16 protein-coding genes are annotated in these 12,640 nt (G+C 67.1%); 6 read left to right on the forward strand and 10 right to left on the reverse strand.

Features of this window, described 5'->3' with window-relative positions:
• Positions 1-80: 80 nt before the first annotated feature.
• The 4 genes from ACWPKK_RS10835 to ACWPKK_RS10850 all read left to right on the forward strand — a co-directional run bounded on the left by ACWPKK_RS10835 (position 81) and on the right by ACWPKK_RS10850 (position 2,377).
• Positions 81-512, forward strand: coding sequence for a Fur family transcriptional regulator (locus ACWPKK_RS10835; protein ID WP_044550826.1), 432 nt, complete (start codon positions 81-83; stop codon positions 510-512).
• Positions 513-708: 196 nt separating this feature from the next.
• A complete protein-coding gene (locus ACWPKK_RS10840; RefSeq protein WP_452003661.1) occupies positions 709-1,092 on the forward strand; it encodes a hypothetical protein in 384 nt (127 codons plus the stop codon).
• A gap of 92 nt (positions 1,093-1,184) precedes the next feature.
• A complete protein-coding gene (locus tag ACWPKK_RS10845) occupies positions 1,185-1,925 on the forward strand; it encodes an HAD family hydrolase (RefSeq protein WP_452003664.1) in 741 nt (246 codons plus the stop codon).
• 77 nt (positions 1,926-2,002) lie between these two features.
• Positions 2,003-2,377 (forward strand): response regulator, encoded by a 375-nt coding sequence (locus ACWPKK_RS10850; RefSeq protein WP_324869455.1) that lies wholly within the window; start codon positions 2,003-2,005, stop codon positions 2,375-2,377.
• A gap of 42 nt (positions 2,378-2,419) precedes the next feature.
• Here ACWPKK_RS10850 and sigJ read toward each other — a convergent pair whose 3' ends face one another.
• From sigJ to ACWPKK_RS10900, 10 genes are all read right to left on the reverse strand, one after another.
• Positions 2,420-3,322, reverse strand: a complete 903-nt coding sequence (gene sigJ / locus ACWPKK_RS10855; protein WP_452003667.1) for an RNA polymerase sigma factor SigJ — start codon at positions 3,320-3,322, stop codon at positions 2,420-2,422.
• Positions 3,319-3,771: a carboxymuconolactone decarboxylase family protein gene (locus tag ACWPKK_RS10860; protein ID WP_452003669.1), complete on the reverse strand. Its 453-nt coding sequence runs from the start codon at positions 3,769-3,771 to the stop codon at positions 3,319-3,321. Before ACWPKK_RS10860 ends, sigJ begins: the two co-directional genes overlap by 4 nt.
• 105 nt (positions 3,772-3,876) lie before the next feature.
• A complete protein-coding gene (locus ACWPKK_RS10865; protein ID WP_452003671.1) occupies positions 3,877-4,134 on the reverse strand; it encodes a hypothetical protein in 258 nt (85 codons plus the stop codon).
• Positions 4,135-4,149: 15 nt separating this feature from the next.
• The gene (locus ACWPKK_RS10870; protein WP_452003674.1) at positions 4,150-4,629 is read right to left on the reverse strand and encodes a DsrE family protein; all 480 of its coding nucleotides are present in this window, start codon (positions 4,627-4,629) and stop codon (positions 4,150-4,152) included.
• Between the two features lie 34 nt (positions 4,630-4,663).
• Positions 4,664-5,452 carry a HesA/MoeB/ThiF family protein gene (locus tag ACWPKK_RS10875; protein ID WP_452003676.1) on the reverse strand — a complete coding sequence of 263 codons (789 nt, stop codon included), beginning with the start codon at positions 5,450-5,452 and terminating at the stop codon, positions 4,664-4,666.
• Positions 5,453-5,544: 92 nt separating this feature from the next.
• Positions 5,545-6,336, reverse strand: a complete 792-nt coding sequence (locus ACWPKK_RS10880; protein WP_324869460.1) for a hypothetical protein — start codon at positions 6,334-6,336, stop codon at positions 5,545-5,547.
• Between the two features lie 153 nt (positions 6,337-6,489).
• A complete protein-coding gene (gene cysK / locus ACWPKK_RS10885; protein ID WP_324869461.1) occupies positions 6,490-7,449 on the reverse strand; it encodes a cysteine synthase A in 960 nt (319 codons plus the stop codon).
• Between the two features lie 147 nt (positions 7,450-7,596).
• Positions 7,597-8,052 (reverse strand): RrF2 family transcriptional regulator, encoded by a 456-nt coding sequence (locus ACWPKK_RS10890; protein ID WP_111067213.1) that lies wholly within the window; start codon positions 8,050-8,052, stop codon positions 7,597-7,599.
• A gap of 237 nt (positions 8,053-8,289) precedes the next feature.
• Positions 8,290-8,583 (reverse strand): DUF2218 domain-containing protein, encoded by a 294-nt coding sequence (locus ACWPKK_RS10895; protein ID WP_452003680.1) that lies wholly within the window; start codon positions 8,581-8,583, stop codon positions 8,290-8,292.
• Between the two features lie 20 nt (positions 8,584-8,603).
• Complete coding sequence (locus ACWPKK_RS10900; protein ID WP_452003683.1) at positions 8,604-9,215, reverse strand: PadR family transcriptional regulator; 612 nt, start codon at positions 9,213-9,215, stop codon at positions 8,604-8,606.
• A gap of 194 nt (positions 9,216-9,409) precedes the next feature.
• Between ACWPKK_RS10900 and ACWPKK_RS10905 the strand changes: the two genes are divergently transcribed.
• Both ACWPKK_RS10905 and trxB read left to right on the forward strand, forming a co-directional pair.
• On the forward strand, positions 9,410-11,335 hold the full coding sequence (locus ACWPKK_RS10905) for a hypothetical protein (protein WP_452003685.1): 1,926 nt from the start codon (positions 9,410-9,412) through the stop codon (positions 11,333-11,335).
• A gap of 51 nt (positions 11,336-11,386) precedes the next feature.
• On the forward strand, positions 11,387-12,391 hold the full coding sequence (gene trxB, locus ACWPKK_RS10910) for a thioredoxin-disulfide reductase (protein ID WP_452003688.1): 1,005 nt from the start codon (positions 11,387-11,389) through the stop codon (positions 12,389-12,391).
• Positions 12,392-12,640: the final 249 nt, after the last annotated feature.

Raw genomic sequence — 12,640 nt, forward strand, 5'->3', positions numbered from 1 at the left:
TGCCGGCATCCCGGGCATCAGGGAGACCCGGAGGGGCGATCCGCCGCCCGTCACACAGAACAGGATTACAGGGGATGTCCATGCCCTCGCGCCTCGAAGAATTGTGCGTGAAGAAGGGATTGAAGATGACCGACCAGCGCCGCGTCATCTCGCGCGTGCTGTCGGAGGCAACGGACCATCCCGACGTCGAGGAGGTGCATCGCCGTGCATCCGCCATCGACCCGCGCATTTCCATCGCCACCGTCTACCGGACGATGCGACTGTTCGAGGAAGCGCATGTGATCGATCGCCTCGATTTCGGCGATGGACGCGCGCGCTATGAAGAAGCAAGAACCGATCACCACCATCATCTGATCGATGTCGATTCCGGTGAAGTCATAGAATTCACCAATGATGAAATGGAACGGCTGAAGGAAAGCATTGCCCGCGAACTGGGCTATGACCTGATCGGCCATCGGCTGGAACTGTACGGCGTCCCGCGCAAGCGGCGTGCCGATAAATCTGAGTCTTAACTATATAGCGGGCTCTGCGGCGTTGCGCACAAGAGGTGGCGGCTGATTTCACCCCCATCCGGAATCGCCACACGCGCAACGGGCGGGTCAGGCAGCCATCGCTTGCGGGGTGCATCGGGTGCCGGGCTGGACCTTGCGGGCCGATGGCCCAAGGTTAGGCGAGGAGCAAACCTCACTGACCGGAACCGGCCGCACCATGGATGACCGCCACGACGACCGCCCCGACACCCGGCCCGAAAGCCCGCCGACCACGTCCGGGACTGAACCGATCAAAACCCAGGGCTCCAGCCCAAATCCAGCCGGACCGGATCCCGTTCTCGAACGGCTGGACCGCTTGTCGGATCTGCTGCTGCGCCGCATCGACCGGCTGGAGGAGCGGGTCCGCAGCCTGGAGCAGGACAATGGCGAGATCATCAACCTGCTGATCGCCGTCAAGGCCGGCCTGGAAGAAGCTTCCGGCGACCTGATCGCACAGCTGGAGGACGGGGCGGATGCCGCGGAGATCGAGGAGGAGTCCGAAGACGGAGCGGAGGATGGCCCGCTGTTCGAGACGCCCTGCGGCCCGACGATGCTGCATTGACGGCCCTTCGGCTTGCGGCAGACCGGGAATCGTCCCCAGGGTTGCCGTAAAAGACCTTGTCCGCCATACCGCGGCGGCCGGATAAACGGCGCATGCAGACCACCCCCCTACCCGATCCCGCGCCCCAGCCCCCCCGGATCAGCCTCACGCCGGCGGCGCTCCTGCCGGCGCAGCATCTCGATTTGCCGGCCTCCACTTTGCCGGTATGCGGTCCGTCCGGCGTCGCCTTCTTCGACTTCGACGGCACGCTGATCCACGGCGACAGCCTGCCGATGTTCGTCGGCGAGGTGATCGGCCGGCGGCGCGCCGCGCTGGCCCTGGCCGACGCCATCCGCTCTGCGATGCACCGTCATGTCCGCGGCCGCGGGCCGGGCTGCGATTTTCCCGGATCGGTGAAGGCCATCTATCTGAAGCGCACCCTGCGCGGCCTGCCGGTGGCCGACGCGCTGGCCGCGGCGGAACGGATGGTGCCTCGCGTCCGCTGGCACCAGCCCATGCTGGAGGTGCTGAAGGAGCATCGCCGGCAAGGACGCCGGGTGGTGGTCGCGACCGGCGCGCTCGACCTCTACATGCCCGCACTTCTGCGCGGTCTGGAGGTGGACGATTTGCTGGCCACGGGGATGGAGGTGGCGGACGGCAAGCTGACCGGCAGGCTCAGCACCGCCAACTGCGTGCGCCTGGACAAGGCGGAACGGGTGACCGCCTGGATCGCCGGCAACGGCCCGGTCGCCGCCACCTGGGGCTACGGCAACCACCCCAGCGACCTGCCGATGCTGGCGCTGATGCACAAGGGCGAAGTGATCCGCATTCGACGAAGGTCGAACCGCAGGTAGCAGCCGTTTACAACCCGCCTGCCGCCCCGCATACTCCCTGCCGTCCATGACAAAAACATGATGGACGGAGGGGAAACGTGAGCTTCAGCATCGACGCCGACATCCGGATGCCGGGCTATGGCGGGCGCCGGGCCGTGGTGGCCGATGCCGACCGCATCCAGCGCGAGGCGCTGGCCGGCCATCTGTCCGGCCGCGGATTCCAGGTTTCGCAGACCGACGATGCGCTGGAAGCGCTGACCATCATCGGTGCGGAGGCGCCGGTCGTCGCATTGCTTCCGCTGGAGCATGAAGGCGACGAGGGCGACCGTGCGGCGGCGCTGGCGGCGATGCTTTATCCGCAGACGCGCATCCTGATGACCGGGCAGCGTCTGCAGAACGCTCCCTTCCCCATCCTGCCCCGCCCCGTCGACCTGACCGCACTCGACCGCTGGCTGGACGAGGCGACGGCGTAGGACGACGGCATAGGCTGGGATGCAAGCTCTCCCGCCTTGGCCTTACCGGACGCCCTCGGTGTTTCCGAAGCCCGCCACATGCTCCAGCTTTTGCGGGTTGGCGATCTGGTAGATCCGCAAAATCCTACCGTCGGCGATGTCGAAGGCCAACACGCTGCGGAAGGAGCCGCCCAGTTCGGCCAGCAGCCCCGGTCCGCCGTTCACCCGCACCGGCACGAAGCCGAATCCGACGCCCCTCTTGCGCTGGACGCCCATCAGGAAGCGGGCGATGCGGTCGGCACCGAAGAGCGGGTTGACCGCCGTCCTCACCATGCCGCCGCCGTCGCTCAGCCACTGGGCGTCATCCGACAGCAGGGCGACGATGGCCGCATAGTCGCGCCGGACGCTGGCATCGGCGAAGGCGTCGGCCAGACGGCGACCTGCATCCGGATCGCTGATCGTCGCGGCCGGTTCCGCCAGCCGGGCGCGGGCGCGCCGCATGATCTGGCGGCAGGCCTCCACCGACTTGCCGAGCGTCGCCGCGATCTCCGCGTAATCCAAATCCATTGCCTCGCGCAGGACGAAGACCGCCCGCTGGTCCGGCGCCAGCCGTTCCAGCAACAGCAGCATCGCCAGCGGCACCGACTCGGGATCGGCCCCGTCCTGCGTGTCGCTCTCCCAACCGGAAACCTCCGGTTCGGGCAACCACAGCCCGTAATAGCGTTCCCGCGCCACCCGGGCGGAGCGCAGCCGGTCGAGCGCCAGCCGAGTCACCAGCGTCGTCAGAAAGGCGGGGGCCGACCCGACGCTGCCGGCCGCCACCGCGGACCAGCGCAGCCAGGCGTCCTGCAACGTGTCCTCCGCCTCCGCCACCGACCCGAGCAGCCGGTAGGCAAGAGCGCGCAGCCGCGCCCGCTCGCCCGCGAAGGCGGCGAGCGCGGTGTCCGGGTCGGCCAGCGCCGTCACGCCGCCATACCCACGGCGGTGCCCTCGATGTGCTGGGCGATGCCGATGCGGTTCCAGGCGTTGATCTGCGCCGCCGTAACCGTCAGTTGGGCAATCTGCTCGGCATTGAAATGGCGTTGCAGCGCCCGGTACGCTTCGTCGATGCGGTCATGCTGGGCGCGGGTCAGCACCTCGGCCCAGGCGAAGGCGGCGCGTTCGTCGGGCAGGAACAGATCCGACCGCTCCCACTCGGCAAGGGCGGCGATCCGCTCCTCCGACTGGCCGTCGTGGCGGGCTTCCTTGCTGTGCATGTCGATGCAATAGGCGCAGCCGTTGATCTGCGACACGCGCAGGTCGATCAGGTGGATCAAGCCGGTCGGCAGGCCGCTGCCGCGGATGGTCTTGGCGGTGGCATAGAGCGTGGCGAACAGGGACGGCGCGTCGGCGGCGACGGTGAAACGGAAAGCCATGGTCTGCATCCTCGTATGGAGTGTCATCGCCTCCATGACGAGACACCCCGCTCCGGCGTGACGCATGGCTGCCCCGCGCTCCGTTCAAGGCAGCCGCTCCGGTCCTCAGCTCTCCGTCAGCAATTCCACGGCTTCCTGCAGGATGGCGATCTTGGCGGCGAAACGGCCTTGGGGATCGCTTTCGCCGATCAGCCGGATCATCACGCCCAAGGCATGGGCGACCTGCGGCGCCAGCCCGGCATGGCCCCGCACATGACGGGCAAGACCGGCCAGCGCCGTCCGGTAAGGGCGTCCCTCGAACCCGTCGGTGGCAATCGACTCGAAACGGTTGGCGAGGTCGAGGATCTCGCGGTTGTCGTTCATGCTCTTTCCGCCAGATCAGATGAACAGCATGGCGCCGCCCTTCGGCGCGTCGTTCAGGAAGGTGACGACACCGCCGGTGGCGACCGGCACGTCGGCGCGCAGTTGCACGCCCGCCGGCAGGCCAAGGGCCCGCAGCCCCATCTCGCAGGCCATCACCGTCACGCCCATGGCGACACAGGCCTCCAGCAGTTCCTCGAAGGTGGCGAGGCCGTGGGTGGCGAAATAGCGGTCGCGCGCCACCGGCGAGCTGCCGTCGTCGGCCGGGTCAAGATCGTGCCAGCCCAGCACCCCCGGCTCGCTCTCATGCACCAGGGCGCGCAGAGCGCGGCCGGTGAAGAACAGCGTGACCTTGCGGTTGGTGGCTGCCGCGGCGCTGGCCATCACCAGCGCGTAATGGACGCGGTCGAAGCCGCCGGCAAACAGGACGATCGACAGGGCCGAGGTGCTCTCGGCCAAGGTGCTCTCAGTCGAGGACTGCGACATGGTGGTGGACATGGTGGGCCGCCTCCCGTCTTTCCCGTGGCGCCCGTCAGTGGGCGGAAAGGTCGTGGATGGTCGGATGATCGCCGCAAAGCGCGCAGTCGGGATCCCGCTTGATGGTGATGCGCTGATAGGACGCATAGAGCGTGTCCATCATCAGCAGGCTGCCCGACAGGCTTTCGCCCAATCCCAGCAGTTCCTTCAGCACCTCCGTCGCCTGCAGCGAGCCGACGAAACCGGCCAGCGCCCCCAGCACCCCGCCTTCCGAACAGGACGGCACGGTGCCGCGCGGCGGCGGTTCCGGGAACAGGCAGCGATAGCAGGGGTGCGGCGCGCCCAGATGGGCCTTGAAGGTGCTCAGCTGTCCGTCGAAGCGCAGGATCGCCGCCGACACCAGCGTCTTGCCGGCCAGGAAGCAGGCGTCGTTCAGCAGAAATCGCGTGGCGAAATTGTCCGACCCGTCGGCGACCAGGTCATAGCCGCCGATCAGGTCCATCGCGTTGTCGCGGTTCAGCCGCATCCGGTGCGCTTCCACCCGGACATCGGGGTTCAGCGCGTGGATGCGGGCGGCGGCACTCTCCACCTTCGGGTGGCCGAGCGTCGATTCGTCATGAATCACCTGCCGCTGCAGGTTCGACAGGTCGACCGTGTCGTCATCGACGATGCCGATGGTGCCGACGCCGGCCGCCGCCAGATAGAGGAGAAGGGGTGCGCCAAGGCCGCCGGCGCCGACGACCAGCACCTTGGATCGCAGAAGCCGCTCCTGCCCGATGCCGCCGACTTCCGGCAGCACGATGTGGCGGGAATAGCGGTGAAGCTGGGTGTCCGTGAAGTCCATGGCGCGCAGCATAGCGCAAGGATGCGCGGTTGCGGCAACATTCGATGCGGCATTTTCCGAGCCGCGGACGCAGCCCGGCACCTTGAAGACGGTCAGGCTCTCGTCGAGGTGGGCTTCGCTTCCGACGCCCACTGGCGCAGCCGGGTCTGCCGTTCGCGCAGAGTCTTGGAAATGGCACTTTCCTGATTCAGTCCCGTCTCGGACAACTCCGTATTGCGCGGCACGAGGCTCAGCATGAAATCGGACGGCGACTTCAAACTCGACGGCGGGACCACCACCATCGTGTATTGGCCGGGCTCCAGCTTGTAGGTCGGCTTCTGCAGGAAGGTCTGCTGGGAATCGGGCTTGCCCGAGTCGCTGGCGGCGACGACCTTGCCGTCCTTGTCCATCATCGCCCAGCGCGTGTTGGGAAGCGATATGTTGGCGGTGAAGCTGCCGCCCTGCAGGACGTTGAAGGTGTGCTTCTGGATGCCGGTATCGCCGTTGCCCGGCGGCTGGGCGGTGCCCTTCAGCGTTGCGCCGGCACCGGTCACCAGGACGTTCTGACGTTCCGTGACGTCCAACGAATAGTCGCGCACGCCCGCCGCCCGGTTGGCCTGCGAAATGGTCGCCGTGTAGGTGCCCGGCCCCAGCCGCGCGGTGGCGTCCGACGCCGATTCCTTCGACCGGATGGTCGTCACGACCTCGTTGCGGTCGTTGCGGATCTCGACGTTGGTGAAGGTGTTGTTGACCTTGAAATTGAACTCGCCGGCCTTGCTGACCGTGAAGGTCTGGGTGTCGGCGTTGGCTCCGTCGGCGCCGATCTTGGTCGTCTGCCCCTTCAACTGCGAGAAGGAACTGCTCGACAGGTTCGGGACATAGGTGGCGGCGGTCACATCCGACATGGCGGTCTCTCCCCGGCGGCGCGGACGGAAAAGGCTCTGCTGTTACCGGGAAGAGTAGCGCGAACCGCCAATTCCGTCAAATTTCGGGCCGGAATTTCGCGGATAGGATGCGGGGCGGGAGCAATAACCGCCCCCGCCCCGCGGCATCGACGGTTACTCCAGCCCTTCGAACAGGGCGGTCGACAGGTAGCGCTCGGCGAAGGACGGCAGGATCACGACGATCTGCTTGCCCTCGTTCTCCGGACGGGCACCGACCTCCAGCGCCGCGGCGAGCGCCGCACCCGACGAGATGCCGACCGGAACGCCCTCCAGGCGGGCGACCTTGCGGGCGGTTTCGAAGGCGCGCTGGTTGGAGATGCGCACCACCTCGTCGATCAGCTCCTTCTTCAGGATGTCGGGAACGAAGCCGGCGCCGATGCCCTGGATCTTGTGCGGGCCCGGCATGCCGCCGGACAGGACCGGGCTGTCCTCCGGCTCCACCGCCACGGCCTTGAAGGAGGGCTTGCGCGACTTGATGACCTCGGCGGTGCCGGTCAGGGTGCCGCCGGTGCCGACGCCGGAGATCAGGAAATCGACCTGACCGTCGGTGTCCTTCCAGATCTCCTCCGCGGTGGTGGCGCGGTGGACCGCCGGGTTGGCGGCGTTCTTGAACTGCTGCAGCAGATAGGCGTTCGGGTCGGCGGCGAGGATCTCCTCCGCCTTGCGGATGGCGCCCTTCATGCCTTCCGACGCCGGGGTCAGCACCAGTTCGGCACCCAGCAGCTTCAGCATCTTGCGCCGCTCGACCGACATGCTTTCCGGCATGGTCAGGATCAGCTTGTAGCCCTTGGCGGCGGCGACGAAGGCCAGCGCGATGCCGGTGTTGCCGGAGGTGGGCTCGACCAGCGTCGTGCGGCCGGGGGCGATGGTGCCGGCGGCCTCCGCGGCCTCGATCATGGCGCTGCCGATGCGGTCCTTGACGCTGGCCAGCGGGTTGAAGAACTCCAGCTTGCCGATGATCTGGGCCTTGACCCCGGCATCCTCGGCGAGGCGGTTCAGCCGCACCAGCGGCGTGGCGCCGATCGTATCGAGGATGCTGTCATAGATCTTGCCACGGAATTCGGGTGCAGCCATGATTCCACCTCTGAGATTTGTGTTATAAGTGATTTCAACACCCCAGGCTGAGCATTATCCAGCGCGGGTGGCCTGTCAAACGGGAAGTGGGGTCGCCGGGTCGGCCATACGACCCCGCTGATTTCGGTTGAAGCCCCAGCCGAAGCTTCAAATCGTGAAGTCGATCCGGTCCTCGGTCTCGCTTTCCACGCCGGCGCGTCGGGCGCGCATGCACAGATCCTCGACCGTGATGGTGTCGAGCTTCGCCATGCATTCCTCCTGCAGTTCGCCCCACAGCGGACGCACGACCTGATGGCCGAGGATGGAACCCGCCGGCTCTTCGATCGGGTCGGTGGCGGTCTCCATCGAACGGACCACCCGCACGATTTCGCCCAGCGTGATCCGCCTCCGCTCGCGCGCAAGCCGGTAACCGCCGCGCGGACCCCGCACCCCGGCCAGCACGCCTTCGCGCACCAACTGCTGAAGCACCTGCTCCAGGTAACGCTTCGGGATGCCCTGGCGCCGGGTGATCTCCCCGGACTGCACCGGCTCGGTGCCCGCGTTGTAGGCGATGTCGAGGACCGCCTCGATGGCGAACATCAGCTTCTTGGAGATGCGGAGCATCACGAGCGACTCCCGGTATTCTGACTGTGCGTGGCGCGGCAGCAAGGGAACCGACGGATCCCGCCGGCACCGGCCTCGTACCGGTCCGCAGGTGGAAACGCCGTCATCTCCCCCATTCCCGCCTGTTGGTTAAGAGGCGTTTTACACCTCCGGCACGGGAATTCACAACAGGATTTGTCGCAGACAGAGTCGGGAAAAAGCCCTCCTACACACACGGCACGTCCGGCAGTGCCGCCGTCACGGTACGGCGGTCCAGGCCACCTCCCCCAGATCCTCGCGGAAGGCGAAGCGCTTCAGATGGTCGATGACCACCCCCTGCATGCGCTCCAAGTGTTCGGCATCCTCCACCTCGATGGTCAGCGTCAGCCCTTCGGCATCCGCCGCCATCCGGCAGCGGCGGTCGGGAGAGAAGGGCACGAGCCCCTGGTTCTCGTCATAGGCGACCTCGAACTTGTGCGCCCAGTGCTTGCACAGCTGGGTCATGTAGCGGCGGCCGTTGGAGGTCGCGATGCGGGTGGTCGATGCAGCCATGATCGTCCTCTCCTCCATGGTCAGGTCCGTTCGACCGCGCGGGCGGCGGCGTCGATGGCATCGGCGATGGCCTGGGTCTGCTCCGCCGTCAGGTCGCCGCGCGACAGCCGCAGCCGCAGGGCCAGCTTGAAGTTCTCGACGGCGCGGACGATCTGCGGCGAGGATTCGCGCTGCTGGCGGGCCTTCGCGTGGGCGATCCTCTCGCGCACCGCGGCCACGGCGGGCTCCGCCGCCTTCAGCGCCTCCGTCCCTTCGGGCGTGATCTCGTAGAGCTTCTTGTTGCCTTCGGTCGAACCGACGCGGATGTGGCCTTGCTCTTCCAACAGCGTCAGCGTCGGGTAGACGACGCCGGGGCTGGGGCTGTAGGCGCCGCCGACCATCTCCTCGATCGTCTTGATCAGGTCATAGCCGGAGCGCGGCTTTTCCGCGATCAGCCACGACAGGACAAGGCGCAGGTCGCCATGGTCGAAGACACGCCGCTCTCCCCGGCCGCCCCGGCCATGACCGCCCCAACCTTCCCAGCCGCCGCGATGACCATGACGCCCATGGCGCCCGCGTCCGTCCTGCGCCTCGTCGTCGAAATCCGGACGCGAGAAGCGGCGCCCATGGCCGCAAAACAGATGCCGAAGCATGGAACCCCCTTTTGATGCAGTTTCGATATAACGAAAACTTAGATATATCGAAACGCACTCTTCGACAAGGGGTGCGCTCCGGGAAACGCACATGCGCTCCGACATAATCCGGTCGCCTGCAAATCACTGTCGCCTACCCTGCCGAAGGGGCTATAACCGACGCCCTGGCTTTGCTATCGCGCGTGTGTGCCCTGATGCCCCTTCTGATCGAGACCTTTTCCAACGTCACCGGCGGCTCCAGCTTCTTCAAGGCGGTGGGCCATCCGCTGGCGGCGCCCAAGGCTGCGATCCTGATCGCGCGACTGGCCTCATACGGCCCGGTGGCCGTCTATGACCCGATGGGCCTGCTATCGGGGCTGGCGGAGTTCTATGACCTGTCGGCGGTGCCGGTTTGCGGCATCTATGTCCAGGACGTGGAGCAGGTGGGGAAAGAGGTGTTCGGCCACGCCGCCCGCCCGGTGACCGACCTGCCGGCCAGCGGCGCCCGCACTGTCTTCATCGTCGCCTTCGATTCGCAGCGCTTGGAAGGCCACATCGCCCACCTGATCCCGAAACAGGCGGGTGTCGTCTCGCTGGACGCCATGCGCGTGCCGGAAGACATGCTGAACGACCCCGGCCATTACCTGTCGAAGTTCAACTGGGCGACCAATTTCGCCTGGTTCCGCGACGGCGACGGCCACCACACCCGCGTGGTGTCTGCCAACTACTGGCCGCGCTACGGCGCCAAGGGCACCCGGCTGTGGGCCTGCCTGTTCGACGGCGAAGGCCGCCCGATCGCCGACTGGACGGAGCCGATGCCGCCGTCGGACGGAACCGTGGTGATCGACAGCCGACAGGTTCGCGAGCGATTCAACCTGTCCCCCTTCTGCGGGTCGCTGTTCCTGCACATCATCGGCGCCGCCGGGCATGACGTGGTCAAATACGCCCTCGACACCTATGGCGACGACGACACGGTGCTGTCCTGCACCCACGACGCCAACGCCTGGCCGGCCGACCTCTACGCCGGCCTGCCCGCCCCGCGCGAGGGAGAGCGGGTGTCGTTGTGGATCCAGAACAGCCACCCCACCCCGATCCCGGCTGGTGCCGTCGGGCTGAACCTGATGGGGTCGCCGGAAATCCGCGTGCTCGACCGCGCCGTCCCGGCCTTCGCCACCATCGAACTGGACATCGCCAGCCTGTTTCCCGAAGCCCGCTGGCCCCAGCAGTTCGAGGTGCAGGCCGGCAAGCATTTCGTCCGCCCGCGCTACGAGATCGTCGCCGCAGACGGCCGCCGCCGCATGGCCCACGCCAATGTGGAGCGCACCGACCTGAAGCCCGACCCCAAGCTGCCGCTGCTGACCGGCGGCGTGGTGGACAAGGGCGTGGTCGGCAAGGGCCACATCCTGCCGGCGCCGCTGCTGCCGATGGGCCGCTGGCGCACCACCCTGCTGCCCACCCCGATGAGCACGGCGCAAACCGAGCTGCCGGTGAAGGCCGTGGTCTACGACCGCAACGGCGAGGCGGTGGCGGAACACCGCTTCGGCAACCTCAAGCGCTCCGACAGCCGGGCGCTGGACGTCACCGGGCTGGTCGCCGACCGGACGGTCGTCGACGCTTGGGGCCACGTCGAACTGGTCTATGATTTCGAAGCCGGAACGGTTGCCGACGGCTGGCTGCACGCGCTGGTCCGTTACGAGGACGTAAAGACCGGCCATGTGGCGGAGACCAGCTTCGGCAGCCACATGTTCAACATGGCGATGGTCTACCGCGACGAACCGCAGAGCTACCATGGCCGTCCGCCCGGTCTGTCGACCCGCCTGTTCCTGCGGCTGGGCACCGATCCGTGGGACACGCTCTGCCACCTCGTCTACCCTGCCTCGACGCCATGGCATGCCCTGTCGGACACCAAGCTGATCCTGCGGCGCCGCGACGGTGTGGAGGTGGCGCGGAAGCGGCTGGAAATCCCCTGTGGCGGCTCACGTTTCTGGCGCTATCACGAGATGTTTTCGGAAGCGGAACGGATTGCGGCGGGCGATCATGCCTATGTGCTGATCCGCGACACCACCTGCCGCCTGTTCGGCTACCATGGCTGCCTTGCAGGTGACAGCGCCTTCAGCCTCGACCATATGTTCGGCTTCTAGAACCGATTTAATCACGACTCCCCTTCGCCGGGATTTTGCGGGATCACGTCCATGGCCACCACGCACCACACCAAGGTCCTCATCATCGGCGCCGGCCCGGCCGGCTACACCGCCGCCATCTATGCCGCGCGCGCCAACCTGGAACCGCTGATGGTCCAGGGCATGCAGCCGGGCGGCCAGCTGATGATCACCACCGATGTGGAGAATTTCCCCGGCTTCGCCGATCCGATCCAGGGCCCCTGGCTGATGGAGCAGATGCAGAAGCAGGCGGAGCATGTCGGCACGAAGATGGTGTTCGACCTGATCACCGACGTCGACTTCACTCAGCGTCCCTTCGTCTGCAAGGGCGACAGCGGCGACACCTACACCGCCGACAGCGTCATCATCGCCACCGGCGCCCAGGCGCGCTGGCTCGGCATCTCGACGGAAGAGATCTATCGCGGCTTCGGCGTGTCGGCCTGCGCCACCTGCGACGGCTTCTTCTTCCGCGGCAAGGAGGTGGCGGTCATCGGCGGCGGCAACTCCGCTGTGGAGGAGGCGCTGTACCTGACCAACCACGCCACCAAGGTGACGGTCATCCACCGCCGCGACAGCTTCCGTGCCGAACGCATCATGCAGGACCGCCTGTTCCGCCACCCGAAGATCGAGGTGGTGTGGGACAGCACGGTCGAGGAGATCGTCGGCGAGGGCGACGGGACGATGGGCAACCCGCGCGCGGTCACCGGCGTGCGCGTCAAGAACGTCAAGTCGGGCGAGGAGCGCGTGATCCCGGTGGCCGGCGTCTTCGTCGCCATCGGCCATGTGCCGGCGACCGGCATCTTCCAGGGCAAGGTGGAGATGGACGACGCGGGCTACATCGTCACGGTGCCCGATTCGACCGCCACCAACATCCCCGGCGTCTTCGCCGCCGGCGACGTGAAGGACAAGGTCTATCGTCAGGCGGTCACCGCCGCCGGCATGGGCTGCATGGCGGCGCTCGAGGCCGAACGCTGGCTCGCCCACCACGAGCCGGCCGCCGGCGCCCATGGCGATCCCAGCCCGGCGGGGACGTGGTGAGCTGAGGGTTCAGTTCAAGCGGCGGATGCCCCCTCCCCAACCCTCCCCCGCTTGAGCGGGAGAGGGAACTCCGCCGCTCTGCAACCGACTCCCTCTCCCGCGCAGCGGGGGAGGGTTGGGGAGGGGGCACACGCAGCACACGCAGCAACCACCTCCCCATATCCCCTATGCCCTTGACGGGCTTTGCACAAAGCCCCGACTGTGATTCCCTTGAGCGCGTTCGACTGGGCGCGTCCAACCGCGAGGGAG

The sequence above is a fragment of the Azospirillum largimobile genome (genome assembly GCF_977007025.2).

Coding starts and splice junctions, on each gene's coding strand:
- cysK (WP_324869461.1), bottom strand. CDS start 7,449: ATGGCTGCACCCGAATTCCGTGGCAAGATCTATGACAGCATCCTCGAT.
- ACWPKK_RS10900 (WP_452003683.1), bottom strand. CDS start 9,215: ATGCTTCGGCATCTGTTTTGCGGCCATGGGCGCCGCTTCTCGCGTCCG.
- ACWPKK_RS10835 (WP_044550826.1), top strand. CDS start 81: ATGCCCTCGCGCCTCGAAGAATTGTGCGTGAAGAAGGGATTGAAGATG.
- ACWPKK_RS10860 (WP_452003669.1), bottom strand. CDS start 3,771: ATGGCTTTCCGTTTCACCGTCGCCGCCGACGCGCCGTCCCTGTTCGCC.
- ACWPKK_RS10905 (WP_452003685.1), top strand. CDS start 9,410: ATGCCCCTTCTGATCGAGACCTTTTCCAACGTCACCGGCGGCTCCAGC.
- ACWPKK_RS10840 (WP_452003661.1), top strand. CDS start 709: ATGGATGACCGCCACGACGACCGCCCCGACACCCGGCCCGAAAGCCCG.
- trxB (WP_452003688.1), top strand. CDS start 11,387: ATGGCCACCACGCACCACACCAAGGTCCTCATCATCGGCGCCGGCCCG.
- ACWPKK_RS10880 (WP_324869460.1), bottom strand. CDS start 6,336: ATGTCGGATGTGACCGCCGCCACCTATGTCCCGAACCTGTCGAGCAGT.
- ACWPKK_RS10895 (WP_452003680.1), bottom strand. CDS start 8,583: ATGGCTGCATCGACCACCCGCATCGCGACCTCCAACGGCCGCCGCTAC.
- ACWPKK_RS10890 (WP_111067213.1), bottom strand. CDS start 8,052: ATGCTCCGCATCTCCAAGAAGCTGATGTTCGCCATCGAGGCGGTCCTC.
- ACWPKK_RS10865 (WP_452003671.1), bottom strand. CDS start 4,134: ATGAACGACAACCGCGAGATCCTCGACCTCGCCAACCGTTTCGAGTCG.
- ACWPKK_RS10845 (WP_452003664.1), top strand. CDS start 1,185: ATGCAGACCACCCCCCTACCCGATCCCGCGCCCCAGCCCCCCCGGATC.
- ACWPKK_RS10875 (WP_452003676.1), bottom strand. CDS start 5,452: ATGGACTTCACGGACACCCAGCTTCACCGCTATTCCCGCCACATCGTG.
- ACWPKK_RS10870 (WP_452003674.1), bottom strand. CDS start 4,629: ATGTCCACCACCATGTCGCAGTCCTCGACTGAGAGCACCTTGGCCGAG.